General features: G+C 71.8%; 23 protein-coding genes. 12 read left to right on the top strand and 11 right to left on the bottom strand.

The genetic code is table 11. From position 1 onward, the window contains the following. Nucleotides 1-23: 23 nt before the first annotated feature. Nucleotides 24-788, bottom strand: coding sequence for an adenosylcobinamide-GDP ribazoletransferase (gene cobS, locus OG309_RS10450; RefSeq protein ID WP_329419987.1), 765 nt, complete (start codon nt 786-788; stop codon nt 24-26). Nucleotides 789-867: 79 nt separating this feature from the next. On the opposite strand from cobS, the gene OG309_RS10445 reads away from it, so the two are divergent. Next, nucleotides 868-1,635, top strand: coding sequence for a hypothetical protein (locus OG309_RS10445; protein WP_329419985.1), 768 nt, complete (start codon nt 868-870; stop codon nt 1,633-1,635). Here OG309_RS10445 and OG309_RS10440 read toward each other — a convergent pair. The 4 genes from OG309_RS10440 to OG309_RS10425 form a co-directional block, all read right to left on the bottom strand. Next, a complete protein-coding gene (locus OG309_RS10440; protein WP_329419983.1) occupies nt 1,572-2,285 on the bottom strand; it encodes a hypothetical protein in 714 nt (237 codons plus the stop codon). The genes OG309_RS10445 and OG309_RS10440 overlap by 64 nt on opposite strands. Nucleotides 2,286-2,317: 32 nt before the next feature. After that, the gene (locus tag OG309_RS10435; RefSeq protein WP_329419981.1) at nt 2,318-4,078 is read right to left on the bottom strand and encodes a phosphatidylglycerol lysyltransferase domain-containing protein; all 1,761 of its coding nucleotides are present in this window, start codon (nt 4,076-4,078) and stop codon (nt 2,318-2,320) included. A gap of 97 nt (nt 4,079-4,175) precedes the next feature. Then, nucleotides 4,176-5,270 carry a nicotinate-nucleotide--dimethylbenzimidazole phosphoribosyltransferase gene (locus tag OG309_RS10430; RefSeq protein ID WP_329419980.1) on the bottom strand — a complete coding sequence of 365 codons (1,095 nt, stop codon included), beginning with the start codon at nt 5,268-5,270 and terminating at the stop codon, nt 4,176-4,178. Nucleotides 5,271-5,403: 133 nt separating this feature from the next. Further along, nucleotides 5,404-6,606: a bifunctional adenosylcobinamide kinase/adenosylcobinamide-phosphate guanylyltransferase gene (locus OG309_RS10425; RefSeq protein ID WP_329419978.1), complete on the bottom strand. Its 1,203-nt coding sequence runs from the start codon at nt 6,604-6,606 to the stop codon at nt 5,404-5,406. Nucleotides 6,607-6,686: 80 nt separating this feature from the next. On the opposite strand from OG309_RS10425, the gene OG309_RS10420 reads away from it, so the two are divergent. Then, nucleotides 6,687-6,893, top strand: a complete 207-nt coding sequence (locus OG309_RS10420; RefSeq protein WP_132915666.1) for a hypothetical protein — start codon at nt 6,687-6,689, stop codon at nt 6,891-6,893. A 124-nt stretch (nt 6,894-7,017) separates the two neighbouring features. Here the strand turns inward: OG309_RS10420 and OG309_RS10415 are convergent, their stop codons facing one another. Beyond that, the gene (locus OG309_RS10415) at nt 7,018-7,764 is read right to left on the bottom strand and encodes a class I SAM-dependent methyltransferase (RefSeq protein ID WP_329419975.1); all 747 of its coding nucleotides are present in this window, start codon (nt 7,762-7,764) and stop codon (nt 7,018-7,020) included. A gap of 50 nt (nt 7,765-7,814) precedes the next feature. After that, nucleotides 7,815-8,417 (bottom strand): DUF3043 domain-containing protein, encoded by a 603-nt coding sequence (locus tag OG309_RS10410; protein WP_329419974.1) that lies wholly within the window; start codon nt 8,415-8,417, stop codon nt 7,815-7,817. A 250-nt stretch (nt 8,418-8,667) separates the two neighbouring features. Here OG309_RS10410 and OG309_RS10405 point away from each other — a divergent pair, with 250 nt between their 5' ends. From OG309_RS10405 to OG309_RS10385, 5 genes are all read left to right on the top strand, one after another. Beyond that, nucleotides 8,668-9,462 (top strand): PspA/IM30 family protein, encoded by a 795-nt coding sequence (locus OG309_RS10405; RefSeq protein WP_329419973.1) that lies wholly within the window; start codon nt 8,668-8,670, stop codon nt 9,460-9,462. Between the two features lie 52 nt (nt 9,463-9,514). Continuing rightward, nucleotides 9,515-9,793: a PspA-associated protein PspAA gene (pspAA, locus tag OG309_RS10400; RefSeq protein WP_329419971.1), complete on the top strand. Its 279-nt coding sequence runs from the start codon at nt 9,515-9,517 to the stop codon at nt 9,791-9,793. 63 nt (nt 9,794-9,856) lie between these two features. Continuing rightward, on the top strand, nt 9,857-11,095 hold the full coding sequence (locus OG309_RS10395) for a sensor histidine kinase (RefSeq protein ID WP_329419970.1): 1,239 nt from the start codon (nt 9,857-9,859) through the stop codon (nt 11,093-11,095). Further along, the gene (locus OG309_RS10390; RefSeq protein WP_329419969.1) at nt 11,092-11,781 is read left to right on the top strand and encodes a response regulator transcription factor; all 690 of its coding nucleotides are present in this window, start codon (nt 11,092-11,094) and stop codon (nt 11,779-11,781) included. The genes OG309_RS10395 and OG309_RS10390 overlap by 4 nt, the downstream gene beginning before the upstream one ends. Before the next feature lie 178 nt (nt 11,782-11,959). Further along, on the top strand, nt 11,960-15,079 hold the full coding sequence (locus OG309_RS10385) for an efflux RND transporter permease subunit (RefSeq protein ID WP_329419968.1): 3,120 nt from the start codon (nt 11,960-11,962) through the stop codon (nt 15,077-15,079). Between the two features lie 110 nt (nt 15,080-15,189). Here OG309_RS10385 and nadA read toward each other — a convergent pair whose 3' ends face one another. Beyond that, a complete protein-coding gene (gene nadA, locus OG309_RS10380; protein WP_329419966.1) occupies nt 15,190-16,377 on the bottom strand; it encodes a quinolinate synthase NadA in 1,188 nt (395 codons plus the stop codon). Between the two features lie 256 nt (nt 16,378-16,633). On the opposite strand from nadA, the gene OG309_RS10375 reads away from it, so the two are divergent. Beyond that, nucleotides 16,634-16,990 (top strand): HesB/IscA family protein, encoded by a 357-nt coding sequence (locus OG309_RS10375; RefSeq protein ID WP_329419964.1) that lies wholly within the window; start codon nt 16,634-16,636, stop codon nt 16,988-16,990. Nucleotides 16,991-17,051: 61 nt separating this feature from the next. On the opposite strand, the gene OG309_RS10370 is transcribed toward OG309_RS10375, so the two are convergent. Together OG309_RS10370 and OG309_RS10365 are read right to left on the bottom strand one after the other, a co-directional pair. Beyond that, nucleotides 17,052-18,485 carry a hypothetical protein gene (locus OG309_RS10370; protein ID WP_329419963.1) on the bottom strand — a complete coding sequence of 478 codons (1,434 nt, stop codon included), beginning with the start codon at nt 18,483-18,485 and terminating at the stop codon, nt 17,052-17,054. A gap of 95 nt (nt 18,486-18,580) precedes the next feature. Then, nucleotides 18,581-18,787: a hypothetical protein gene (locus tag OG309_RS10365; RefSeq protein ID WP_329419962.1), complete on the bottom strand. Its 207-nt coding sequence runs from the start codon at nt 18,785-18,787 to the stop codon at nt 18,581-18,583. A gap of 131 nt (nt 18,788-18,918) precedes the next feature. On the opposite strand from OG309_RS10365, the gene OG309_RS10360 reads away from it, so the two are divergent. After that, entirely contained in the window at nt 18,919-19,893 is a 975-nt protein-coding gene (locus OG309_RS10360; protein WP_329419960.1) for a carbohydrate kinase family protein, read from the top strand. A gap of 84 nt (nt 19,894-19,977) precedes the next feature. On the opposite strand, the gene OG309_RS10355 is transcribed toward OG309_RS10360, so the two are convergent. Continuing rightward, nucleotides 19,978-21,363, bottom strand: a complete 1,386-nt coding sequence (locus tag OG309_RS10355) for a cysteine desulfurase/sulfurtransferase TusA family protein (RefSeq protein WP_329419958.1) — start codon at nt 21,361-21,363, stop codon at nt 19,978-19,980. Between the two features lie 308 nt (nt 21,364-21,671). Here OG309_RS10355 and ctaC point away from each other — a divergent pair, with 308 nt between their 5' ends. The 3 genes from ctaC to OG309_RS10340 are packed head-to-tail and all read left to right on the top strand — an operon-like array spanning nt 21,672 to nt 24,765. Then, the gene (gene ctaC / locus OG309_RS10350) at nt 21,672-22,637 is read left to right on the top strand and encodes an aa3-type cytochrome oxidase subunit II (RefSeq protein WP_329419956.1); all 966 of its coding nucleotides are present in this window, start codon (nt 21,672-21,674) and stop codon (nt 22,635-22,637) included. After that, nucleotides 22,634-24,370: an aa3-type cytochrome oxidase subunit I gene (gene ctaD, locus OG309_RS10345; protein WP_329419955.1), complete on the top strand. Its 1,737-nt coding sequence runs from the start codon at nt 22,634-22,636 to the stop codon at nt 24,368-24,370. Before ctaC ends, ctaD begins: the two co-directional genes overlap by 4 nt. Beyond that, a complete protein-coding gene (locus OG309_RS10340) occupies nt 24,367-24,765 on the top strand; it encodes a cytochrome c oxidase subunit 4 (RefSeq protein ID WP_329419952.1) in 399 nt (132 codons plus the stop codon). Before ctaD ends, OG309_RS10340 begins: the two co-directional genes overlap by 4 nt. The last annotated feature ends 55 nt before the right edge of the window (nt 24,766-24,820 follow it).

Raw genomic sequence — 24,820 nt, 5'->3', positions numbered from 1 at the left:
GCCAGTGCGACGGGGCACGGGGTTCACCCCAAGGTGAGTGCCACCAGCGCCACCGTCGCCGCCGTCTCCTCGACGGCGCCGAACACGTCCCCGGTCACCCCGCCGAAGCGGCGCACGCAGCGCCGCAGCAGCAGTTCGGCGACGCCGAGGGCGGCGAGGGCGGCCAGCGGGAGGCGCAGGGCGTCGTACGGGGAGAGGAGGGCGCCGGCCGCCGTGCACAGGACGAGGACCAGACCGGTCGTCAGGGCGGCGGGGCGGAGCGGGACGGTCGCGGCGACGATCGCGCCGAGGCCCTCGGGGCGGGCGGCGGGAACGCCGTGCCGGGAGGCGTGGGTGAGGGCGAGACGGGCGACGGCGGCGGCGAGGACCGCGCCGGCCGCGCCGTGCGCCCAGCCCTCGCCGTAGAGCTCGTACAACGCGCCGACCTGGGCGAGCAGCGCGAAGAGGAGCACGATGACGCCGAAGGGTCCGATGTCGGACTGCTTCATGACGCGCAGCGCCTCCTCGGCGGGCTTGGCGCTGCCGAGTCCGTCGGCGGTGTCGGCGAGGCCGTCGAGGTGGAGGCCGCGGGTCATCAGGGCGGGGACGCCGACGGTGAGGACGGCGGCGAGCAACGGGCCCGAGCCGAGCAGCAGGAACACCCCGCCGACCGCGGCCGCGCACAGGCCGACGACGAGGCCCGCGAGCGGGGCGCAGAGCATCCCGGCGCGTGCCGCGTCGCGGTCCCAGCGGGTGATGCGGGCGGGGAGCACGGTGAGGGTGCCGAAGGCGAAACGCAGGCCGTCCATCCGCGGAAGGGTAATGCCCCGTCCCTGGACGCTAAATTGGCCATATGGTACGAAAGCGGCCAATCGGTAGAGGGGTGGCATGGGTCACTGGTTCTCACGCAACATCGTCGAACCCGGGAAGCTCCCGCTGTTCCTCGCCCTGACCTCCTTCGTGCTGACCTTCGCGATCACGCGCACGGTCACCCGGCTCATCCGGGCCGGCAAGGGCCCCTTCGGCAACGTCTCCTCGGGCGGGCTGCACATCCACCACGTGGTGCCGGGGGTCGTGCTCACCGTCCTCGGCGGCTTCGGGGCGGTCCTCAGCGGCCGCGAGGGGGTCGGGGCGTGCGTCTTCGCCGTGGTGTTCGGCATCGGCGCGGGGCTCGTCCTGGACGAGTTCGCGCTGATCCTCCATCTCGACGACGTCTACTGGTCGGAGGACGGCCGCAAGAGCGTCGAGGTCGTGGTCCTCACCGCGGCCCTCGTGCTGCTCACCCTGGCCGGGTTCTCCCCGCTCGGCGTGGACGACATGACGGCGGACGAACGACAGGACCGCGCCGGGTTCATCCTGACCCTCGCGGTGAACTTCCTCTTCGTGCTGGTCACCTTGGTGAAGGGGAAGTTCCGGATGGCGGTGCTCGGCACCCTCGTGCCGTTCGTCGCGATCGTCGGGTCGGTCCGGCTCGCCCGCCCCGGCTCCTGGTGGTCCCGGCGCGTCTACGCCCGGCGCCACCGGGCCAGGGCGCGCTCCTGGGTCCGCGCCTACCGGCACGACAAGCGCTGGACCCGGGTGCGCCGCAGGGCTCAGGACCTGATCGGCGGCTTCCAGGAGCGCGTCCCCGGGCGGGGCTCCGCGCCGCCCCGCTGACCCCGGCCCCGCCACTCCTGGAAGGCGAGGACCGCGAGGACCGCGGCGATGGCGGCGATGTGCTCCTTGCCGGCCAGGTTGTTCTTGATCAGCACCTCGACCACCATCGCCACGACCACCAGCGCCCCGGTCCACCGGGCCCGGTAGCGCCAGCACACGTACACGGCGAGGCCGACCACCGCCGCCGACGGGCCGGTGTCCACCACGTGCGCGTCGGAGGCCGGCAGCCCCAGCGGGCCGTCCGGGCCGAGCGCGATGCCGACCCGGGCGTACAGCGTGCCGGCCAGCGTCGCCACGTACGCGATGAGCAGCGTCCGCCACCGGCCCAGGCAGATCTCGGCGATGCCGAAGACCAGCAGGATCTGCGCGAGCGCGCCCCACACCGGCAGGTCGAGGGCCGGCACGAAGAGCGAGAGCGGGGTCCGCAGCAGGGCCAGGACCAGCGGGTCCTCCGCCCGTACCGAGCCGATGTCCTGCACCGGCTGGTAGCCCCAGTCCTGGTTCTGCACGATCTGGAAGAGGGAGGTGAGGCAGACCGCCGCCAGGGTCATCGGGATCGCCCGCCAGCCGCGGGTGACCAGCGCCGTCCGCACCGTCGCGTACAGCGGACCCCACTCCCGTATGGCGAAGCCCTTCAGGGCCCCGCGCACCCCCCGTCCCCGCGTCCCCGCACGTCCCCCGGTCAACGTCGTCCCTCCAGGTGCTTGCGGTGCAGCCACTTCGGCAGCCCCGGGGCCTCCAGGAAGCCCTCGGCGCGCCCGGCGGCGAGGCCGATGCGCAGCAGGTCGGCGCTCTTCTCGAAGAGCATGAAACGGGGCTCCCAGATCGGTCGGTACTTGGCGTTGGCGCGGTACAGCGACTCGATCTGCCACCAGCGGGAGAAGAAGCTGAGCAGCGAGCGCCACATGCGCAGCACGGGTCCCGCCCCCAGCTTCGAGCCGCGTTCGAAGACGGACCGGAACATCGCGAAGTTCAGCGAGACCTGCGTGATCCCGATCTCCTTCGCCCGCTGCAGGAGTTCGATCACCATGAACTCCATCAGGCCGTTCTCGGAGTCCCGGTCGCGGCGCATCAGGTCGAGCGACAGGCCCTTCGGCCCCCAGGGCACGAAGGACAGCACCGCCCGCAGCTCGCCCGACTCGTCCGAGCACTCCAGCATCACGCAGCGCCCGTCCCGGGGGTCGCCCAGGCGTCCCAGCGCCATCGAGAAGCCGCGCTCGGTGGCCCCGTCGCGCCAGTCGTCGGCCTTGCGGAGCAGCTCGTCCATCTCGTCGGCGGGGATGTCCTCGTGGCGCCGGATGCGGACCTCGTAGCCGGCCCGCTTGACCCGGTTGAAGGCCTGCCGGACGGTGCGCATGGCCCGCCCGTCGAGGGTGAACTCGTCGGTCTCCACGATCGCCTCGTCACCCAGCTCCAGGGCGTCCAGGCCGTGCCGGGCGTAGATGGTGCCGGCCTCCTCGCTGGCGCCCATCACGGCCGGGATCCAGCCGTGCTCGCGGGCCTCGGCCAGCCAGGGCTCGATGGCCCCGGGCCAGGCCTCCGGGTCGCCGATCGGGTCACCGGAGGCGAGGGAGACCCCGCCGACCACCCGGTAGGCGATGGCGGCCTTCTCGCTGGGCGACCAGATGACGCTCTTCTCGCGGCGCAGCGCGAAGTAGCCGAGCGAGTCCCGGTCGCCCTGCTTGTCCAGCAGCGTCCGCAGCCGGTCCTCGTCCTCCTCGGTCAGCGGGTCGACGGCCCGCCGGGCGCGGAAGGCGGCGAAGAGGACGGCGAAGAGCAGCAGCGTCGACATGATGTTGATGACGACGTCCACCCAGCCCGGGGTGGCGATGGAGGCGTACGCCGAGTCGTCCGAGGCCAGGGTGATCAGCCGCATCACGCCGTACTTCCAGCGCTCCAGGAAGGTGGAGTGGCCGGCGGCGGTGTTGGTGACGGTCACCAGCGCCGCGGCGAGCAGCGAGGTCACGAGCAGTCCGCCGACCGCCACGGCCGCGGCGAGCGGCGGGTTGGAGCGGTCGCCCTTCGCGTAGAACTCCTTGCGGCCCAGCAGCAGCGCGGTGAAGAAGGCGGCGGTCAGGACCAGCGAGATCCAGTTCTGGGTGTGCTGGCGGATCTCCGGGAAGATCATCACCAGTGCGAAGAGCAGCAGGAAGAGCCCGCTGAGGACGAGGTTGAGGATCCACGCGGCCCGCTTGCGGCGGCGCATGGTGATCGCCAGGAAGAGCGTGAAGACGCCGGAGGCGAATCCGGCGGTGAGCATGTACGGGGTGAAGTAGTTGTCCTCGTTGTGCCGGCGCAGGTCCTGGCCGAACGAGACCCACACGGCGCTCAGGAAGTTGATGAACGTGACGGCCCGCAGGTACCAGACGGCGAACGCGGCACTGCGCCGCGAGCGGACCGTGGTCCGGGGCGCTTCTTCGGTGGACAAACGGACCTCTCCCATGAAAAGCGATCATATGGGGCATCACCCTGCATGGCTGGGCGCCGGATGCGCCCGCCCCGACGTGGCGGGGCGAACGCATCCGGGCCGGTGATCCGGCTCAGCCCACCTCGTCCGTCACCCCGGCGGTCTCCTCCGCCGTGGTGTCCGCCTCCGGAGTGGTCACCTCCGGCAGCTCCGCGGCCAGCGCGGCGGCGGCCCGGACGAGGGGGAGAGCGAGCAGTGCCCCGGTTCCCTCGCCCACAGTGACGCCGTGATCGAGCAGAGGGTTGAGCGACATCCGGTCCAGTGCCTTCGCCTGCGCCGGCTCCCCGCTCACCTGGCCCGCAAGCCACCAGTCCGGGGCCCGGAACGCCGCCCGCTGCGCCACCAGCGCACAGGCCGCGCCCACCACACCGTCCAGGATCACCGGGAGCCGCCGCACCGAGGCCTGCAGCAGGAAGCCGGTCGTCGCCGCGAGGTCGGGCCCGCCGACCGCCGCGAGCAGCTCCAGCTGGTCGCCGAGGACCGGCCGGGCCCGGCGCAGCGCGTCCCGCACCGCCGCGCACTTGCGCATCCACGCCAGATCGTCGATCCCGGCACCGCCCCGGCCGGTCACCACGGAGGCGTCCGTCCCGCACAGCGCGGCGATCAGCGTCGAGGCGGGCGTCGTACCGCCCACGCTCAGATCCCCGAGCACCACCAGGTCGGTGCCCGAGTCGGCCTCCTCGTCGGCGACCGCGATGCCCAGTTCGAGCGCCGCGCGGGTCTCGTCGAGGGTCAGCGCGTTCTCGACGTCGATCCGGCCGGTGCCGCGCCGCACCCGGCGCCGGGTGACCTCCGCCGGCAGCAGCTCCGGGTCGCAGTCCAGACCCGCGTCCACCACCCGCACCGGCACCTGCTGGGCCCGGGCCAGCACCGCCACCGGGCTCGCCCCGTCCAGCACGGCCCGCACCAGCGCGTACCCGCCGCCCGCGGCCCGCCCGGACACGTCCAGCGAGGCCACGCCGTGGTCGCCCGCGAAGAGCACCACCTTCGGCTGCTCCACCGGCCGCGGCGGGACCGCGCCCTGCGCCGCCGACAGCCACTCGCCCAGCTCGTCGAGCCGACCGAGCGCCCCGGGGCGCACGCTCAGGCGCTCCCTGCGCTCCTCGGCGTCACGCCGGATCCCCCCGTCGGGGCGCTCGATCAGATCGGAGAAGTCGTCGAGGTTCAAGGTTCGTTCCGCCTAGGGACGTCAATCGTTCGTGACCATGGTCGTAGGACGTTCGAACCCTACCCGGGGCCCCCGCACCCTGTCCGGAAGGTGCCGCCCGGTCCACGGCCGCCCGCGGCCCGTCCGCCTCGGCCTACCCGCGCAGCACCAGCGCCTGCCCCGCGACCACCAGCAGAACCTGCTCGCACTCGTCGGCGAAGGCCGCGTTGAGCCGCCCCAGCTCGTCGCGGAAACGGCGCCCCGAGGCCGTCGCCGGGACCACGCCCGAACCCACCTCGTTCGTCACCGCCACGACCGTGCGGGGCGTCGCCCGCACCGCCGCCACCAGCTCGGCGACCCGGCCCGCGAGCGCCTCCCGGCCGCCGGACTCCCAGCGCTCGTCGTCCCACGCCCCGACCTGGTCCATGGCGTCCGTCAGCCACAGCGACAGACAGTCGACGAGGAGCGCCGGGCCCTCGGCCGTGAGCAGCGGTACGAGGTCGGTGGTCTCGGCTGTACGCCAGGAGCCCGGCCGCCGCTCCCGGTGCAGCCCCACCCGCTGCGCCCACTCCGGGTCGCCCTCGCGGGTCCCGCCCGTCGCCACGTACAGCACCTCGGGGAAGGTCTCCAGGCGCCGCTCGGCCTCCACCGACTTCCCGGACCGGGCGCCGCCCGTCACCAGCGTCCGCCGCGGTACGTCCGGCACCTCGTGGTACTCGCCCACGTACAGCGTCGTCCCGTCCGGCACCGCCCGCGCCCCCGCGGCCGCGAGCCGCCGGTCCAGCTCGGCCCCGGCGGGCGCGTCGTGGTCCAGGTGCACGGCGATCACGTCGGTGCTCGGGCCGACGGCCCCGATGGCCCGCAGCCGGGCCAGCCCGTCCGGCCGGCCCGTCACATCGGCGATCACCATGTCGTACGGGGGCCGGTGGTCGTCCGGGAGGCCGGCCGCCGCGGCGCCCGGCGGCAGGTACAGCAGCCGCTCGCCCTCCGCCGAGGTCACCTCGTACCCGGTGCCCGGCGAGTCCATGGACACCGCTCGCACCCGGTGGCCGCTGATCAGGGTCAGCTCCCGCCCGTCCGGCACCCGCCCCGCCGTGGGCAGCCCCGCGGGCAGCTCCACGGCCGGCCCGTCGTGCGGATGCGTGAGCAGCACTTGCCGCACCCCGACCAGCGAGTGCCCCGAACGGGCCGCGGCCAGTGCGGCCCCCGGCGTCAGATCCAACAGCAGCGCCCCGTCCACGAGCAGCGAGGTGGCCGCCCGCGCCCGCTCCCCGCGGGACAGCGCGCACACCGCGCAGGGGCAGTCGGGTCGGGGGAGTCCGAGGGGTGCGCCGGTGCCGAGCAGAGTCAGTTCCACCCTCAGATCCTCCCGCGTCACCGCAAGCGGTGCGCGCCCGGCTACGCTGCGGGCAGGAAACCGATCATCCGGAGGCTGGCATGGCATGGACGTGGCGGTTCGAGAAGTCCGACGGCACTGAGGTCGCACCGGCGGTGACCCCCGAGGAGTTCCCCACCCAGGGCGACGCGGAATCCTGGATCGGCGAGAACTGGCGCGACCTGCTCGACGGCGGCGCGGACCAGGTGACGCTCTCCGAGGACGGGACGAAGATCTACGGCCCGATGGCGCTCGACGCCGAGGGCTAGGAGCCCGGGGAAGGCCGGAGGAGGCCGGGAGAAGCCCGGAGACGGCCGGAGAGGCACCGGAGGAACCCGGAGAACGCGAAACGGGGTGCGGGCCCGAGGCCCGCACCCCGGAAGCCCGGGTGTCTCAGCCCCGTACGCCGCAGAGGTGCAGCAGGCCCGCTATGCGCCGGTACGGATCCGTGCGCGAGGCCCGGTCCTCGGCGGTGAGCAGGCGCTCCAGCTCGTCCGCGGCTGGCAGGCCCTCGTCGCCGGGGATGCCGTCGGTGAAGACCCGCACGCCGTACCAGGCGTGCAGCGGTGCCGCGATCCCGGCGAGCGTCGCGGTCAGCGCGTCGAAGCGGTCGGCCCGCACCTTGGTGCCGTTGCGGTCGGTGTACACGTCCGACTCGAAGCCGTCGAGCGCGCCCACCCAGTCCCCGGCCAGGCCCGGCCGCATGGCCAGCGCCTCCGCGTTGGGGACCACCAGGGAGAGCAGGCCGCCGGGGGCCAGCATGCGGGCCAGGCCCGCGAGCAGGGCGTCGGGCTCGTCGGCGTACATCAGCACACCGTGGCAGAGGACGACGTCGAAGCTGCCGGGCAGGAAGTGCACGCCGGTCTCGCGTCCCTCGCCCTCGATCAGCCGGACCCGCTCGCGGATGCCGGCCGGTTCGGTGGCCAGCGACTCGCGGGCGGCCTTGAGCAGCTCGGGGTCGGCCTCCAGGCCGGTCACGGTGTGCCCGGCCCGGGCCAGGCGCAGGGCCTGCGTGCCCTGCCCCATGCCCGCGTCGAGGATCCGCAGCCGCTGCCCCACGGGGTAGCGGGCGGCTATCTGCTCGTCGAGCTGGCGCGCGATCAACTCCTGACGGACGGTGTCACGCAGTCCGCCCGGCACGACCGGCCAGTGGGCGACGACGGGCGACGCCGAACCGGAGCCGTCCGCGCTCAGGGTCGCTCTCCGCGCTTGACCTGCGGCTTCGGCAGCCGCAGCCGGCGCATCTGGAGCGTGCGCATGAGGCCGTACGCGACGGCGCCGCGCTTCGGCTCGTTCGGGAAGCGCTCGTTCAGCTGCTTGCGCAGCCGGATCACGATGCCGATCGAGTCGATGACGATCATGACGATCACACCGGCCCAGAGCAGCAGCGAGATGTTCTGCAGCGAGCGGTTGGTGTTGCCGAAGAGCGAGAGCACCAGGATGACCACGGCCATCGGCAGGAAGAACTCGGCGACCGCGAAGCGCGAGTCGACGAAGTCACGCACGAAGCGCCGCACGGGACCCTTGTCACGGGCGGGCAGGTAGCGCTCGTCACCGCTGGCCAGCGCCTCGCGCTGCCGGACCATGTCGGTGCGGCGCGCCTCACGCTGCCGCTTGGATGCTTCCTTGCGGTCCAACGGCGCGGACTGCGCGCGACGGCGCTGCGACTGGGCATCACTCCGCTTCGGGGTCGGGCGGCCCTTGGGGGCCTCGGGGTCGCGGGGCTGCTTGGAAAGGTCCGCCGTCACCTTCTCGGTGGGGGCCTTCTCGTCCTTCGAACGGCTACGGAACACAAGGCCAAGGGTACGTGGTGCCACGCATGGACCCCAGCGTCGGCGGGAACGATCCGCTAACGGCCTGCGTCCCTGGGCAGGGGACCCCGAGGTTCCTCTACTCCCTGGGCGGGAGGGCGGATGATCGTCACTCGTCCTTGGGGAGGAGCACATCGGGTCCCGAACAGTGCGGTAATGGAGTCGGGAACCGTACTGTGGTTTCTGTTGGAGAGCTGGAGCCGAGTCCGTCAGAAGGGGGCGCGCGAAGCCCATGAGCGGTGTCATGAAGCGTATGGGGATGATCTTCCGCGCGAAGGCAAACAAGGCCCTCGACCGGGCCGAGGATCCGCGCGAGACCCTCGATTACTCGTACCAGAAACAGCTGGAGCTGCTGCAGAAGGTGCGCCGCGGCGTCGCCGACGTGGCGACCTCCCGCAAGCGGCTCGAACTGCAGCTGAACCAGCTGCAGGGCCAGTCCGCCAAGCTCGAGGACCAGGGCCGCAAGGCGCTGGCGCTCGGCCGTGAGGACCTGGCGCGCGAGGCGCTGTCCCGCCGCGCCGCGCTGCAGCAGCAGGTGAGCGACCTGGAGGTGCAGCACCAGACGCTGCAGGGCGAGGAGGAGAAGCTCACCCTCGCGGCGCAGCGCCTCCAGGCCAAGGTCGACGCCTTCCGCACCAAGAAGGAGACCATCAAGGCGACCTACACGGCGGCCCAGGCGCAGACCCGGATCGCCGAGTCCTTCTCCGGCATCTCGGAGGAGATGAGCGACGTCGGCCTCGCGATCCAGCGGGCCGAGGACAAGACCGCCCAGCTCCAGGCGCGGGCCGGCGCGATCGACGAGCTGCTCGCCTCGGGCGCGCTCGACGACCAGTCGGGCCTGGGCAAGGACGACATCCAGGCGGAGCTCGACCGGCTGTCCGGCGGTACGGACGTCGAGCTGGAGCTCCAGCGGATGAAGGCCGAGCTGGCCGGAGGCCCGTCGGCGCAGCAGCAGGCCCTGGAGGGCGGCGCCGCGGGACAGCAGGACCCGTCGCAGCAGCAGTCCCACCCGCGCTTCGAGAAGTAGCGGCCCGCAGGGGCACTTCCTCGGGGCACTTCCTTCAGGAGGACGGCACGTCATGATCGTACGGATCATGGGGGAGGGCCAGTGCACGCTGGCCGACAGTCACTTCGCCGAGCTGAACGAGCTGGACGACGAGCTCCTCGAGGAGATGGAGTCGGGGGACGAGGAGGGCTTCCGCCGGACGCTCGGCGCCCTCCTCGACGCCGTGCGGCGGCTCGGCGAGCCGCTGCCCGACGACGCCCTGGAGCCGTCCGAACTGATCCTCCCGGCTCCTGACGCGACCCTCGACGAGGTGCGTCAGATGCTCTCCGACGACGGCCTGATCCCGGGCTGACCGGTGTCCGGTCCCGGCCCGGGGCGCCCGCCCCGGGCCGGGGGCGCCGTACCGTTTCCTGCTGTGACGACCGACGGCACCCTCCTCGCCCGGGCCCGGGACCGGCAGCGGACCCATCCGCTCGCCTTCGACGCGGGCCTCGCCCTGCTGGTCCTCGTGGCGATGGTCATCAGCTCCTTCACCGACCCGCACGGCCCCGACGGGCCCACCTTCGGCACCCGCGCGCCCACCACCGAGGGCATCGTGCTGATGCTGCTCGGCGCCCTCGCGCTGGTCCTCCGCCGCAGCCGGCCCATCCCGGTGCTGGCGGTGACCGGCGGCTTCGCGTTCGTCCAGCTGGTGGGCGACGAGCGGCCCGCGCCGGTCGCCATGAGCGTCGTCGTCGCCCTGTACACCGTCGCCTCGCACACCGACCGGCCCACCACCTGGCGGCTCGGGCTCGCCACCATGGGCCTGCTGACCGCCGCCGCCATGTTCTTCGGCCCCACCCCCTGGTACGCGCAGGAGAACCTGGGCGTCTTCGCCTGGACCGGGATGGCCGCGGCCGCCGGGGACGCGGTGCGCAGCCGCCGCGCCTTCGTGGACGCCATCCGCGAGCGGGCCGAACGGGCCGAACGCACCCGCGAGGAGGAGGCCCGCCGCCGGGTCGCCGAGGAGCGGCTGCGGATCGCCCGCGACCTGCACGACGTCGTCGCCCACCACATCGCCCTGGTCAACGTGCAGGCCGGGGTCGCCGCGCACGTCATGGACAAGCGCCCCGACCAGGCCAAGGAGGCCCTCGGGCACGTCCGCGCCGCCAGCCGCTCCGCCCTCGACGAGCTGCGCGCCACGGTCGGGCTGCTGCGCCAGTCGGGCGACCCGGAGGCCCCCACCGAGCCGGTGGCGGGGCTCGCCGTCCTCGACGACCTGCTGGCGACCTTCCGCAACGCGGGGCTGCCCGTGGAGCTGGCCCGCACCGACGCCGGCACCGCCCTGCCGGCCGCCGTCGACCTCGCCGCGTACCGGATCATCCAGGAGGCGCTGACCAACGTGCGCAAGCACGCGGGCGGCGACGCCCGGGCCGAGGTCAGCGTCGTCCGGGTCGGCCGCACGGTGGAGATCACCGTCCTGGACGACGGCCCGCCGCTGCCGCCGCCGGCCGACCACGGCGACCACGCCGACCGGGGCGGCCACGGGCTGCTCGGCATGCGGGAGCGGGTGACCGCGCTCGGCGGCTCGCTCACCGCCGCGCCCCGGTACGGAGGCGGCTTCCGGGTGCAGGCGATACTGCCGGTGAACGCCGACAGCGGGGGGAAAGCGTGACGATCCGGGTACTGCTCGCCGACGACCAGGCGCTGCTGCGCAGCGCCTTCAAGGTCCTGGTCGACTCCGAGCCGGACATGGAGGTGGTCGCCGAGGCCGCGGACGGGGCCCAGGCGGTGGCCCTGGCCCGCTCGGCGCGGGCCGACGTGGTGCTCATGGACATCCGGATGCCGGGCACGGACGGCCTTGCCGCCACCCGCATGATCACCGCGGACCCGGAGCTGTCCGCCGTGCGGATCGTCATGCTGACCACCTTCGAGGTCGACGAGTACGTGGTGCAGTCGCTGCGCGCCGGGGCCTCCGGCTTCCTCGGCAAGGGAGCCGAACCGGAGGAGCTGCTGGGCGCCATCCGGATCGCGGCGGCCGGCGAGGCCCTGCTGTCCCCGGTGGCGACCAAGGGCCTGATCGCCAAGTTCCTGGCGCAGGGCGGCGGTTCGGAGCCGGGGGACGGGTCGGGGCCCGCGTACTCCGAACGGCTCACGGCGCTGACCGCCCGCGAGCGGGAGGTCCTGGTGCTCGTGGCGGGCGGGCACTCGAACGACGAGATCGCCGAACGGCTCGACGTCAGCCCGCTCACCGTCAAGACCCATGTGAACCGGACCATGGCCAAACTGGGCGCCCGCGACCGCGCCCAGCTGGTCGTCACCGCCTACGAGTCGGGGCTCGTACGTCCAAGGGTGGAGTGAGTCCCGGGTCCGGCGTACTCCAGACGCGGTATGCGCGGCATAAGGAATTGGGCCCGGGGGGCGAGGATCTGCCCGTCCTCATGGCTGATCGTGTAGACGGGCACCCCTGGCGGTGCCCGGACGGCACTCCTCGGGGGTGACCGGACGCCTGCCGAGCACGCCACGGAAGAGAGACCGCATGTCCTGGCTGTCCAGATTCAGCCTCGCGCAACGGGCCCTGATCGGGCTGATGTCCATCGTCGCCATCGTCTTCGGAGCGATAGCGATCCCGCAGCTGAAGCAGCAGCTGTTCCCGTCGATCGAGTTCCCGATGGTCTCGGTCCTCGCCCCCTACCAGGGCGCCTCGCCCGACGTGGTCGAGAAGCAGGTCGTCGAGCCGATCGAGAGCGCCCTCAAGGCCGTCGACGGCATCAAGGGCGTCACCTCGACCGCCTCCGAGGGCAGCGCCGTCATCATGGCCAGCTTCGACTACGGCGACGAGTCGACCAAGCAGCTGGTCGCCGACGTCCAGCAGGCCGTGAACCGGGCCCGCGCCCAGCTCCCCGACGCGGTGGACCCGCAGGTCATCGCCGGCTCCACGGACGACATGCCGACCGTGGTCCTCGCCGTCTCCTCGGACAAGGACCCGCAGGCGCTCGCCGACCAGCTGGAGCGGACCGTCGTCCCCGTCCTGGAGGGCATCGACGGCGTCGGCCAGGTCTCCGTCTCGGGCGTCCAGGACCTCCAGGTCTCCATCACCCCGGACCCGCGCAAGCTGGCCGCGGCCGGCCTGAACACCATGAAGCTGGCCGAGGCCGTCCGGTCCGGCGGAGCCACCCTCCCGGCCGGCGCCTTCTCCGAGGACGGCAAGAGCCGCACCGTCCAGGTCGGCGGCGGCTACACCTCCCTGCGGCAGCTCCAGGACCTGCGGATCAAGCCCGAGCAGGGCAAGGCGGTCCGCCTCGGCGACGTCGCCACCGTGAAGCAGGAGGAGTCCCCGCGGGTCTCCCTCACCCGTACCAACGGCAAGCCCAGCCTCGCCGTGTACGCCACCATGGACAAGGACGGCAGCGCCGTCGGCATCTCCGACGCGGTCAAGGACGAGCTGCCGAAGCTGCGGCAGGACCTCGGCTCCGGCGCCGAGCTGACCGTCGTCTCCGACCAGGGCCCGGCCGTCGCCAAGTCGATCTCCGGCCTCACCACGGAGGGCATGCTCGGCCTGGTCATGGCCGTCCTGGTGATCCTGGTCTTCCTCGCCTCGATCCGCTCCACCCTGGTCACCGCGGTCTCCATCCCGCTCTCGGTCGTCCTCGCCCTGATCGTGCTGTGGACCCGTGACCTCTCCCTGAACATGCTCACGCTGGGCGCCCTCACCATCGCCATCGGCCGGGTCGTCGACGACTCGATCGTGGTCCTGGAGAACATCAAGCGGCACCTCGGGTACGGCGAGGAGCGCGAGACCGCGATCCTCACCGCGGTCCGCGAGGTGGCCGGCGCGGTCACCTCCTCCACCCTCACCACGGTCGCGGTCTTCCTGCCGATCGGCCTGGTCGGCGGCATGATCGGGCAGCTCTTCGGCTCCTTCTCGCTGACCGTCACGGCGGCCCTGCTCGCCTCGCTGCTCGTCTCCCTGACCGTCGTCCCGGTCCTGTCGTACTGGTTCCTGCGCGCCCCCAAGGGCACCTCGGAGGACCAGGAGGAGGCGCGGCGGCTCGCCGAGGAGAAGGAGAACCGCAGCAGGCTCCAGCGCCTGTACGTGCCGGTGCTGCGGTTCGCCACCCGGCGCCGCCTCACCAGCGTGGCCATCGCCCTCGTGGTGCTCGTGGTCACCTTCGGCATGACCCCGCTCCTGAAGACCAACTTCTTCGACCAGGGCGAGCAGGAGGTCATGACGGTCCGCCAGGAACTGGCGCCCGGCACCAGCCTGTCGGCCGCCGACGAGGCCGCGAAGAAGGTCGAGAAGGTCCTGGCCGGCACGGAGGGCGTCAAGGACTACCAGGTCACCGTCGGTTCCTCCGGCTTCATGGCGGCCTTCGGCGGCGGCACCGGCGCCAACCAGGCGACCTACCAGGTCGCGCTGGAGGACTCCGCCTCGTACGAGAAGATCCACGACAGCGTGGAGGCCGCGCTCGGCAAGCTGGACGGCATCGGCGACACGACCATCGCGGCCGGCGCCGCCTTCGGCAGCCAGGACCTGAGCGTCGTGGTCAAGGCCGCCGACCCGCAGGTCCTCAAGGCCGCCGCCGACCAGGTGAAGACCGCGGTCGGGCAGCTGAAGGACGTCACCGACGTGCAGAGCGACCTGTCGCAGTCGGTCCCGCGGATCTCGGTCCGGCCGAACGCGAAGGCGGCCGACGCCGGCTTCGACGCGACCACCCTCGGCATGATCGTCGGCCAGGCCGTGCACGGCACCCCGACCGGCAAGGCCATCCTCGACGACACCGAGCGGGACGTCCTCATCACCTCGGCGAAGCCGGCCACCACGCTCGCCGAGCTGAAGGCGCTGCCGCTGGGCCCGGTGAAGCTGGGTGACATCGCGAGCGTCGAACTGGTGCCGGGCCCGGTCTCCAAGACCCGGATCGACGGCGCCCGCGCGGCGACGGTCACCGCCACCCCGGTCGGCGACAACACCGGAGCGGTCAGCGCCGCGCTGCAGACCAAGCTGAAGGAGCTGAAGCTGCCGGCCGGCGCGACCGCGACCATCGGCGGAGTCTCCGAGGACCAGACCGACGCCTTCGTCAACCTGTTCCTGGCGATGCTCGCCGCCATCGCGATCGTCTTCATGCTGCTGGTCGCGACCTTCCGCTCGCTGATCCAGCCGCTGATCCTGCTGGTCTCCATCCCGTTCGCGGCGACCGGTGCGCTCGGCCTGCTGGTGGCCACCGGCACCGCGATGGGCGTGCCCGCGCTCATCGGCATGCTGATGCTGATCGGCATCGTGGTCACCAACGCGATCGTCCTGATCGACCTGATCAACCAGTACCGGGCCCAGGGCCTGGGCGTGGTCGAGGCGGTCGTCGAGGGCGGCCGGCACCGGCTGCGCCCGATCCTGATGACCGCTCTGGCGACGATCTTCGCCCTGCTCCCGATGGCGCTCGGCATCACCGGTCAGGGCGGCTTCATCGCCCAGCCGCTGGCCGTGGTCGTCATCGGCGGACTGATCAGCTCGACGCTGCTCACCCTGCTGCTCGTCCCGACCCTCTACGCGATGGTGGAGCTCCGCAAGGAGCGCCGCGCGAAGAAGAAGGCGGCGAAGCGGGCGGCGACGACCGGCGCCGCGGAGATCCCGCCGCAGGCGAAGGAGCCGGCGGGCGTCTGACGCCGGACGCACGACGGAAGGGGCGCCCCGCGATCACGCGGGGCGCCCCTTCCCGTGCCGTACGGAGACCCGAGGCCGCCGTGGCCGAGGCCGCCGAGGTCGGCGCATCGTTACGGCAGAGCCAGCATCCGCTCCAGCGCCAGCTTGGCGAAGGACTCGGTCTCCTTGTCGACCTGGATCTGGTTGACCAGGTTGCCCTCGGCCAGCGACTCCAGGGTCCACACCAGGTGCGGCAGGTCGATCCGGTTCATGGTCGAGCAGAAGCAGACCGTCTTGTCGAGGAAGACGATCTCCTTGTCCTCGGCGGCGAACCGGTTCGCCAGGCGGCGCACCAGGTTCAGCTCGGTGCCGATCGCCCACTTGGAGCCGGCCGGGGCCGCCTCCAGGGCCTTGATGATGTACTCGGTCGAGCCCACGTAGTCCGCGGCGGCGACGACCTCGTGCCGGCACTCGGGGTGGACGAGCACGTTGACGCCCGGGATGCGCTCGCGGACGTCGTTGACCGAGTCCAGCGAGAAGCGCCCGTGCACGGAGCAGTGGCCCCGCCACAGGATCATCTTCGCGTCGCGCAGCTCCTCGGCGGTCAGGCCGCCGTTCGGCTTGTGCGGGTTGTAGAGCACGCAGTCGTCCAGGGACATGCCCATGTCGCGCACGGCGGTGTTGCGGCCCAGGTGCTGGTCCGGCAGGAACAGCACCTTCTCGCCCTGCTCGAAGGCCCAGTCCAGGGCCTTCTTCGCGTTGGACGAGGTGCAGATGGTGCCGCCGTGCTTGCCGGTGAAGGCCTTGATGTCGGCGGAGGAGTTCATGTACGAGACGGGCACGACCCGGTCGGCGACGCCGGCCTCGGTCAGCACGTCCCAGCACTCCGCGACCTGCTCGGCGGTGGCCATGTCGGCCATCGAGCAGCCGGCGGCCAGGTCGGGCAGCACGACCTTCTGGTCGTCCGTGGTGAGGATGTCGGCCGACTCGGCCATGAAGTGCACGCCGCAGAAGACGATGTACTCGGCCTCCGGCTTGGCGGCGGCGTCACGGGCCAGCTTGAAGGAGTCGCCGGTGACGTCGGCGAACTGGATGACCTCGTCCCGCTGGTAGTGGTGCCCGAGGACGAAGACCTTGTCCCCCAGCTTCTCCTTGGCGGCGCGGGCACGCTCCACCAGGTCGGGGTCGGAGGGCGACGGCAGGTCGCCGGGGCACTCCACGCCGCGCTCGCTCTTGGGGTCGGCCTCGCGGCCGAGGAGCAGCAGGGCGAGCGGCGTCGGCTGGACGTCCAGGGGCTGGGCGGTGGTCACGTCACGCACCCTTTCTACTTCTACGGTGAGCCTCGAAAAGCCTTTTCGTCTAAATGACGCTATCTATCATAACCGCTTCACGTCACTTTGACGATGGCCATAGTGTCGATGTGACGAATTCGCCTCGCCCGTCGCCGCTCCCGCCTTCCGCGCCGGGTGTGCGAGCATGAAAGGGAAAGACGCGCCTCGGCCCGGAATGAATCCGCGGCCCCGCCGGTTGCAACCGTCGGCAAGCAGTCTCCGTATCAAACCGGGAGAGAAGCAGATGTCCGTATCGGACGAGAAGACCACTGTCAGCGACGGCATCCTCCTGTCCGACGCCGCCGCGGGGAAGGTCAAGGCCCTCCTCGAGCAGGAAGGCCGCGACGACCTCGCGCTGCGCGTCGCCGTTCAGCCCGGTGGCTGCTCCGGCCTGCGCTACCAGCTGTTCTTCGACGAGCGCTCGCTCGACGGCGACGTCGTCAAGGACTTCGACGGCGTCAAGGTCGTCACCGACCGCATGAGCGCCCCCTACCTCGGTGGCGCCTCCATCGACTTCGTCGACACCATCGAGAAGCAGGGCTTCACGATCGACAACCCCAACGCCACGGGTTCCTGCGCCTGCGGCGACAGCTTCAGCTAAGCCGTAGCACCCGAGAGGGCGGCACCCGCATCGCGGGTGCCGCCCTCTCGCGCGTCCGCGCTCACTTCCGGGGCACGGCCTGCCCGCTCGCCCCGTCCACCACGGGCCGGCCGCCCAGCGGCTGTTCCAGGGTCACCGTCTTCGTGACGTCCACGGCGATCGCGATGCAGACCTTGTCCGGGTCGGCCGGCTTCTCCGCGATCCGCACCGTGACCTTCGCCGGGGTCTCCACGGCCGTGACCGTGTAGGTGCTGCACACCCCGCCCCAGAAGCTCACCGACAGCTTCCGGCCCGCCGGGTCGGTCGTGAACGAGGAGATCTGCCGCTCCGGCGCGGTCCCCTGGTCCGGCGGGGGAGAGGACGAGGCCGGCGGCGCCAGGTACCGCGCGTCCACCGCCGTCCGCACCACCGTGTACGGCGCCGTGCCGGGCTTCTCCCGTGCCTCGAACAGCCACGCGGGCACCAGCACCTGCTCGCCGTCCACGTACTGCGCGGCCAGCCCGAAGCGCGCACCGGTCACCGTCACGACCTGCGGCGGCGCCGCGTCGGCCGTCGTCCGGCACGGCAGGTCGGGCCGCTCGCCCGCGGTGTCGGCCGCACCCGCCGGCGGGTCGGTGGCGCAGCCGCCGATCCCGATCGGGCCGGTCCCCTTCGCCGCCTTGTTCAGCTCGTCCAGCGCCTTCTGCGCGCCGACCACCGGATAGGTGTCGCCCGCCGGCGGCTCCGTCAGGCGCCCGCTCCCGGCGACCAGCGAGCCGTCGGGACCGACGTGGACGCCGGTCGACCAGCCGTACGTCGGCAGGCCGCCCACCACCGGGTCGGCGTTCACCACCCGCACCGAGCCGTTCATCAGCTGCCGCGCGTCCAGCTTGGCGTCGTCCTGGCCGGTCGCCTTGAGCACCGGCGCCACCGCCGCCTTCGCCGCGGCCTCGCTCACCGGGCTGCCGCCGCGCGGGGGTCCGGCCTCCCCGGGCGGCGGGCAGGCCTTGCCCTTCAGGCAGGTGTCACCCACCGGACCGCCCTGGTACTGGCTGTACGTCCAGCTGCCCGGCGCCTTCGCCGAGACGTCCAGCCGCGGCCCGGACTCGTCCCGGTCCGGACCCAGCCGCCACACCTCGCCCACCAGGCGCGGGGTGCCGGACATGCCGAGCGCCTTCGCCAGCCGGGTCACGTCGGCCGCGCCGATCCGCCCCTCGGGCCGGTGCACCGCGGCCTCGGACGGCCCCTGGGGGAGCGGGACCCCGGCCCGGTAGACCGTCCCGCTCGGACCGCCGCCGGGGTCGGGCTCGCCGGGCGCGATCCCCGGACCGCGGTCGCCCTTCTCGTCCAGGTTCAGCATCGGCGGGGCGGCCGGCGCCGTCTTCGCGCCTCCGCCCCCGCCGGCGGCCGTGGCGGCGTAGTACACGCCGCCCCCGCCTGCCAGCAGCACCCCCGCCGCCACCGAGGCGACGAGGAGCGGGCCGCGCTTCCCGGACCGGTTCTCCGTACTGTTCACCGCACGCTCCTCCTGACCATGGCGTCCCTTTGGGAGACACCCATGGGACGGGAGAAGCGCTCAGCCGGTTCCGCCGGTCCCGTCAGGTCCCCCGGTCAGGCTCCGTACTCGGAGGTGGCGGCGATCAGCCGGGCCGAGGCGGCGGGCACCTCGACGCCGTGGATGAGCGCGGGGGAGACCCGGGTGGCCGCGGGGGCGGCCGGGGTCACCCAGTGCGGAGCCATCCGTGCACTGTCACCGCACAGCTGCGCAAGACTGAACTCGGACTCCTGAGGCTCACGAGGAGCGGGGTACTGGGTCATGGTCGCACCGTACGCAGGCCGTCGGTTCGGGGAAAAGCCCTACTCTGGGGTAGTTTCCACTGTTCGGCATGCGGGGTCGCACCCGGTAGCGTGAACTGTCATCACCGTCCTTACCGCAGGAGCGTCCAGCCGTGCGTATCGCAGTCACCGGCTCCATCGCCACCGACCACCTCATGACCTTCCCGGGCCGGTTCGCCGACCAGCTCGTGGCGGACCAGCTCCACACGGTCTCCCTCTCCTTCCTGGTCGACAACCTCGACATCCGGCGCGGCGGCGTCGGCCCCAACATCTGCTTCGGCATGGGCCAGCTCGGCGGCAGCCCGATCCTCGTCGGCGCGGCGGGGTACGACTTCGACGAGTACCGCGGCTGGCTCGACCGCCACGGCGTCGACACCGGCTCGGTGCGCATCTCCGAGGTCCTGCACACCGCCCGCTTCGTGTGCACCACGGACAGCGACCACAACCAGATCGGCTCGTTCTACACCGGCGCCATGAGCGAGGCCCGGCTGATCGAGCTGAAGGCCGTCGCCGACCGCGTGGGCGGCCTCGACCTGGTGCTGATCGGCGCCGACGACCCCGAGGCGATGCTGCGCCACACCGAGGAGTGCCGCACCCGCGAGATCCCCTTCGCGGCCGACTTCTCGCAGCAGATCGCGCGCATGGGCGGCGAGGAGATCCGCACCCTCCTCGACGGGGCGACCTACCTCTTCTCCAACGAGTACGAGAAGGGCCTCATCGAGTCCAAGACGGGCTGGACCGAGCAGGAGATCCTGGAGCGCGTCGGCCACCGGGTCACCACCCTCGGCTCCCGCGGCGTGCGCATCGAGCGCGTCGGCGAGCCGGCCATCGAGGTCGGCTGCCCGGAGGAGGACGCCAAGGTCGACCCGACCGGTGTCGGCGACGCCTTCCGGGCCGGCTTCCTGACCGGCCTGTCCTGGGGCGTCGGCCTGGAGCGCGCCGCCCAGGTCGGCTGCATGCTAGCCACCCTGGTGATCGAGACCCTGGGCACGCAGGAGTACACGCTGCGCCGCACCAACTTCATGGACCGCTTCACCAAGGCCTACGGAGACGAGGCCGCCGCCGAGGTCCAGGCGCACCTCTCCTGAGGTTGTCCTGAAAAAGCCCCCCGGAGCCCCGGCCCGCCGCCCGTACGGCGCGGACCGGGGCTCCGGTGCGTCCGCCCCGGAGCCTCAGGACACCCGCCGCACCACGTACGCCGTGCCGCCCTTCGGCGACGGCTCCTCGCCCACGTACTCCTGCCCGCGCATCTCACACCAGGCCGGGATGTCGAGACGGGCCGCCTCGTCGTCCGACAGGACCGTCACCGTGCCGCCCACCGGTACCGACCCGAACACCTTCGCGAGTTCGATCACCGGGATCGGGCAGCGCTTGCCGAGGGCGTCCACCACCCGCGTGCCGGCCGCGCCGGAGGGCGCCGCCGCGGGCTCCGGTGCCCCGAGCCGGTCCCGTACCGAGGCGACCGCGCCCGGCAGCACCGCGAGGAAGCGGTCGACGTCCTCCTCGGAGGTGCCCGCCGGCAGCGACACCCGGACGTTGCCCTCGCTCAGCACCCCCATCGCCCGCAGCACATGGCTGGGTGTCAGCGTCGAACTCGTGCACGACGAACCGGACGAAACGGAGAAACCCTCCCGGTCCAGCTCGTGCAGCAACGCCTCCCCGTCGACATAGAGACAGGAGAAGGTCACCAGGTGCGGCAGCCGCCGCACCGGATCGCCCACCACCTCCACGTCCGGCACCAGCTCCGGCACCCGCACCCGGATCCGGTCCACCAGGGCCCGCAGCCGCGCCGCCTCGGCCGCCGCCTCCGCCCGCACCGCCCGCAGTGAGGCCGCCGCCGCCACGATCGCCGGCAGGTTCTCGAAGCCGGGCGCCCGCCCCGACTCCCGCTCGTCGGCCGGGCCTTGCGGGGCGAACCGCACCCCCTTGCGCACCGCGAGCAGCCCGACGCCCGCCGGGCCGCCCCACTTGTGGGCGCTCGCCGCCAGCAGTGACCAGCCCTCCGGCACCGGCCCCCAGCCGAGCGACTGCGCCGCGTCCACGAGCAGCGGCACCCCGGCCGCCCGGCAGGCCTCCGCCACCTCGGCCACCGGCTGCTCGGTGCCCACCTCGTGGTTGGCGGACTGCAGGCAGGCCAGGGCCGTCCGCGCGTCCAGCGTCGCCGCGAAGACCTCCGGGTCCACCGCGCCCGACCGCTCCACCGGCACCTCGGCCATCGAGCCGCCCGCCGCCGCGTGCGCCTCTCCCGCGTGCAGCACACAGGAGTGCTCGACCGCCGAGACCACCAGGCGGTCCCCGACACGCCGACGCCCGGCGAGCGCCCCGGAGATCCCGGCGTGAACCGCGCGCGTCCCCGAAGGAGTGAAGACGAGCTCGTCCGGACGGCACCCCACGGCCTCCGCCGCGGCCTCCCGGGCCGCGTCCAGCAGCATCCGGGCCCGCCGCCCCTCCCGGTGGAGCCGGGCCGGATCGGCCCACCCCTCGTCCAGGGAGGCGAGCAGCGCCTGGCGGGCGACGGGGTGCAACGGGGCGGCGGAGGCGGTGTCGAAGTACGGCATCCGCCCACGCTAACCCGCACCGGGGGTCCCGATCGGACGGGATCCGGGGGCGGTAAGGATCCGTCAGATGCCCCGCCCGCACCGCCGATCGGCCCTGTGGAACCCACCCGCGGAACGCAGGAGTCCACCCCTTCGGGGACTCGGACGGCGCGTTGGGCACCCTCCCCGCGCGACCCCAAATAGCGTCCAGTAGGGTTTGGTCCGCATAAACATCCAAACCCCTGCCCGCGGCCGGGGCGGCGACCGACCAGCGAGACGGACGGCCGTGGCCGACCAAACGCGGGCCGAGACTCTCGGGAAGGCGCTACGTGAGTCCCAACGGCTCCGACCGCTCGTCGCGGCGCCCGATGCGGCGGAAGCTGCCGCAGGTGCTGACTGCGGGCCTGATCCTGGCCACAGCCACCGGCTGCTCGTACAACTGGGAAGACTTCCCCCGCCTTGGCATGCCCACCCCGGTGACGGAAGAGGCGCCTCGGATCCTCTCCCTCTGGCAGGGCTCGTGGGCGGCAGCGCTCATCACGGGCGTGCTGGTGTGGGGTCTGATCCTGTGGGCGACCATCTTCCACCGGCGCAGCCGCACCAAGGTGGAGGTACCCCCGCAGACCCGGTACAACATGCCCATCGAGGCGCTGTACACGGTCACCCCGCTCATCATCGTCTCGGTGCTCTTCTACTTCACCGCACGCGACGAGTCGAAGCTCCTCGAGCTCTCCCCGAAGCCGGCCCACACCGTGAACGTGGTCGGCTACCAGTGGAGCTGGGGCTTCAACTACGTCGAGGACGTGCCCGGTGTGAAGGGCAACGCGAAGACGGACATCAACCTCGCGGCCATTCCGGACAAGTACAAGGACGCGTTCCCCGCGAACGCGGGCGGCGTCTACGACGCCGGCATCCCCGGTGACCGGAACCCGCAGACCGGCAACCCCGGTCCGACCCTGTGGCTGCCCAAGGGCGAGAGGGTCCGGTTCGTCCTGACCTCCCGCGACGTCATCCACTCCTTCTGGGTTGTCCCCTTCCTCATGAAGCAGGACGTCATCCCCGGTCACACCAACGCCTTCGAGGTCATCCCGACCCAGGAGGGCACGTTCCTCGGCAAGTGCGCCGAGCTGTGCGGTGTCGACCACTCCCGGATGCTCTTCAACGTCAAGGTGGTCTCTCCGGAGCGCTACCAGCAGCACCTGAAGGAGCTGGCGGAGAAGGGGCAGACCGGCTACATCCCGTCTGGCATCGAGCAGACGGACCCGGCCAGGAATGCGGAGACGAACAAGCTGTGAGCATCCTCAACGAACCCCACGGCTCGGCCGCGGCTGAGGACTCGTACGAGAACGAGCTCCCGGTCCGCCGCAAGCAGCCCGGCAACGTCGTGGTGAAGTGGCTTACCACCACCGACCACAAGACGATCGGCACCATGTACCTGGTGACGTCGTTCGTGTTCTTCATCATCGGCGGTCTGATGGCGCTCTTCATGCGCGCCGAGCTTGCCCGTCCGGGCACGCAGATCATGTCGAACGAGCAGTTCAACCAGGCGTTCACCATGCATGGCACGATCATGCTGCTGATGTTCGCCACCCCGCTCTTCGCGGGCTTCGCGAACTGGATCATGCCGCTGCAGATCGGCGCGCCCGACGTGGCGTTCCCGCGGCTGAACATGTTCGCCTACTGGCTGTACCTGTTCGGCTCGATCATCGCGGTGGCCGGCTTCCTCACCCCGCAGGGTGCGGCCGACTTCGGCTGGTTCGCCTACTCCCCGCTGTCGGACGCGGTCCGCTCGCCGGGCGTCGGCGCCGACATGTGGATCATGGGTCTGGCCTTCTCCGGCTTCGGCACGATCCTCGGCTCGGTCAACTTCATCACCACGATCATCTGCATGCGCGCTCCGGGCATGACGATGTTCCGCATGCCGATCTTCACCTGGAACGTGCTGCTGACCGGTGTCCTGGTCCTGCTCGCCTTCCCGGTCCTGGCGGCCGCGCTGTTCGCCCTGGAGGCGGACCGCAAGTTCGGTGCCCACGTCTTCGACGCGGCCAACGGCGGAGCGCTGCTCTGGCAACACCTCTTCTGGTTCTTCGGACACCCAGAGGTGTACATCATCGCCTTGCCCTTCTTCGGCATCATCTCCGAGGTCATCCCGGTCTTCAGCCGCAAGCCGATGTTCGGCTACATCGGTCTGGTGGCCGCGACCATCGCGATCGCGGGTCTGTCCGTGACCGTGTGGGCGCACCACATGTACGTCACCGGTGGCGTGCTCCTGCCGTTCTTCTCCTTCATGACGTTCCTCATCGCCGTACCGACCGGCGTGAAGTTCTTCAACTGGATCGGCACGATGTGGAAGGGCTCGCTGTCCTTCGAGACCCCGATGCTCTGGGCCGTCGGCTTCCTGATCACCTTCACCTTCGGTGGTCTGACCGGCGTCATCCTGGCCTCGCCGCCGATGGACTTCCACGTCTCCGACTCGTACTTCGTCGTCGCGCACTTCCACTACGTCATCTTCGGCACCGTGGTCTTCGCGATGTTCTCCGGCTTCCACTTCTGGTGGCCGAAGTTCACCGGCAAGATGCTGGACGAGCGGCTCGGCAAGATGACCTTCTGGACGCTGTTCGTGGGCTTCCACGGCACGTTCCTGGTCCAGCACTGGCTGGGTGCCGAGGGCATGCCGCGTCGTTACGCGGACTACCTCGACGCCGACGGCTTCACGGCGCTGAACACCATCTCGACGATCTCGTCGTTCCTGCTCGGCCTGTCGATGCTGCCGTTCTTCTACAACGTGTGGAAGACCGCCAAGTACGGCAAGAAGATCGAGGTCGACGACCCGTGGGGCTACGGCCGTTCGCTCGAGTGGGCGACGTCCTGCCCGCCGCCGCGGCACAACTTCCTCACCCTGCCGCGGATCCGTTCCGAATCCCCGGCGTTCGACCTGCACCACCCTGAGATCGCGGCTCTCGACCAGCTCGAGAACAAGGGTCACGAGGTGGCGGCGCTCACCGGCGGCAAGGAGACCGGCAAGTGAAGATCCAGGGCAAGATGTTCATCTGGCTGAGCGTCTTCGTCCTCGCCATGGCGATCCTCTATGGCGTGTGGTCGAAGGAGCCGGTCGGCACGACGGCGCTGTTCCTGGCGTTCGGTCTCTGCATCATGATCGGCTACTACCTGGCCTTCACGGCCCGGCGGGTCGACGCCATGGCGCAGGACGAGAAGGAGGCCGACGTCGCGGACGAGGCCGGCGAGGTGGGCTTCTTCGCCCCCCACAGCTGGCAGCCGCTCTCGCTGGCCATCGGCGGTGCGCTCGCCTTCCTCGCCATCGCGATGGGCTGGTGGATCCTGTACTTCTCCGCCCCGTTGATCCTGGTCGGCATCTTCGGCTGGGTCTTCGAGTTCTACCGCGGTGAGAACCAGAACCAGTAGCACCCGCAGTACCCCGTAACACCCCGAGGGGCCCGGTCACTTCGTGCGAACGAAG

Source organism: Streptomyces sp. NBC_01268 (genome assembly GCF_036240795.1).
Classification (GTDB): domain Bacteria; phylum Actinomycetota; class Actinomycetes; order Streptomycetales; family Streptomycetaceae; genus Streptomyces.
The sequence above is the reverse complement of the archived record's forward strand: the minus strand, read 5'-3'. Positions and strand labels throughout refer to the sequence as shown.

What these genes read in the sequence shown, in the direction of transcription:
- OG309_RS10355 (WP_329419958.1), bottom strand. Translation starts at nt 21,363, where the DNA reads ATGCCGTACTTCGACACCGCCTCCGCCGCCCCGTTGCACCCCGTCGCC.
- OG309_RS10445 (WP_329419985.1), top strand. Translation starts at nt 868, where the DNA reads ATGGGTCACTGGTTCTCACGCAACATCGTCGAACCCGGGAAGCTCCCG.
- OG309_RS10435 (WP_329419981.1), bottom strand. Translation starts at nt 4,078, where the DNA reads ATGGGAGAGGTCCGTTTGTCCACCGAAGAAGCGCCCCGGACCACGGTC.
- OG309_RS10405 (WP_329419973.1), top strand. Translation starts at nt 8,668, where the DNA reads ATGAGCGGTGTCATGAAGCGTATGGGGATGATCTTCCGCGCGAAGGCA.
- OG309_RS10385 (WP_329419968.1), top strand. Translation starts at nt 11,960, where the DNA reads ATGTCCTGGCTGTCCAGATTCAGCCTCGCGCAACGGGCCCTGATCGGG.
- cobS (WP_329419987.1), bottom strand. Translation starts at nt 788, where the DNA reads ATGGACGGCCTGCGTTTCGCCTTCGGCACCCTCACCGTGCTCCCCGCC.
- pspAA (WP_329419971.1), top strand. Translation starts at nt 9,515, where the DNA reads ATGATCGTACGGATCATGGGGGAGGGCCAGTGCACGCTGGCCGACAGT.
- OG309_RS10375 (WP_329419964.1), top strand. Translation starts at nt 16,634, where the DNA reads ATGTCCGTATCGGACGAGAAGACCACTGTCAGCGACGGCATCCTCCTG.
- OG309_RS10365 (WP_329419962.1), bottom strand. Translation starts at nt 18,787, where the DNA reads ATGACCCAGTACCCCGCTCCTCGTGAGCCTCAGGAGTCCGAGTTCAGT.
- OG309_RS10420 (WP_132915666.1), top strand. Translation starts at nt 6,687, where the DNA reads ATGGCATGGACGTGGCGGTTCGAGAAGTCCGACGGCACTGAGGTCGCA.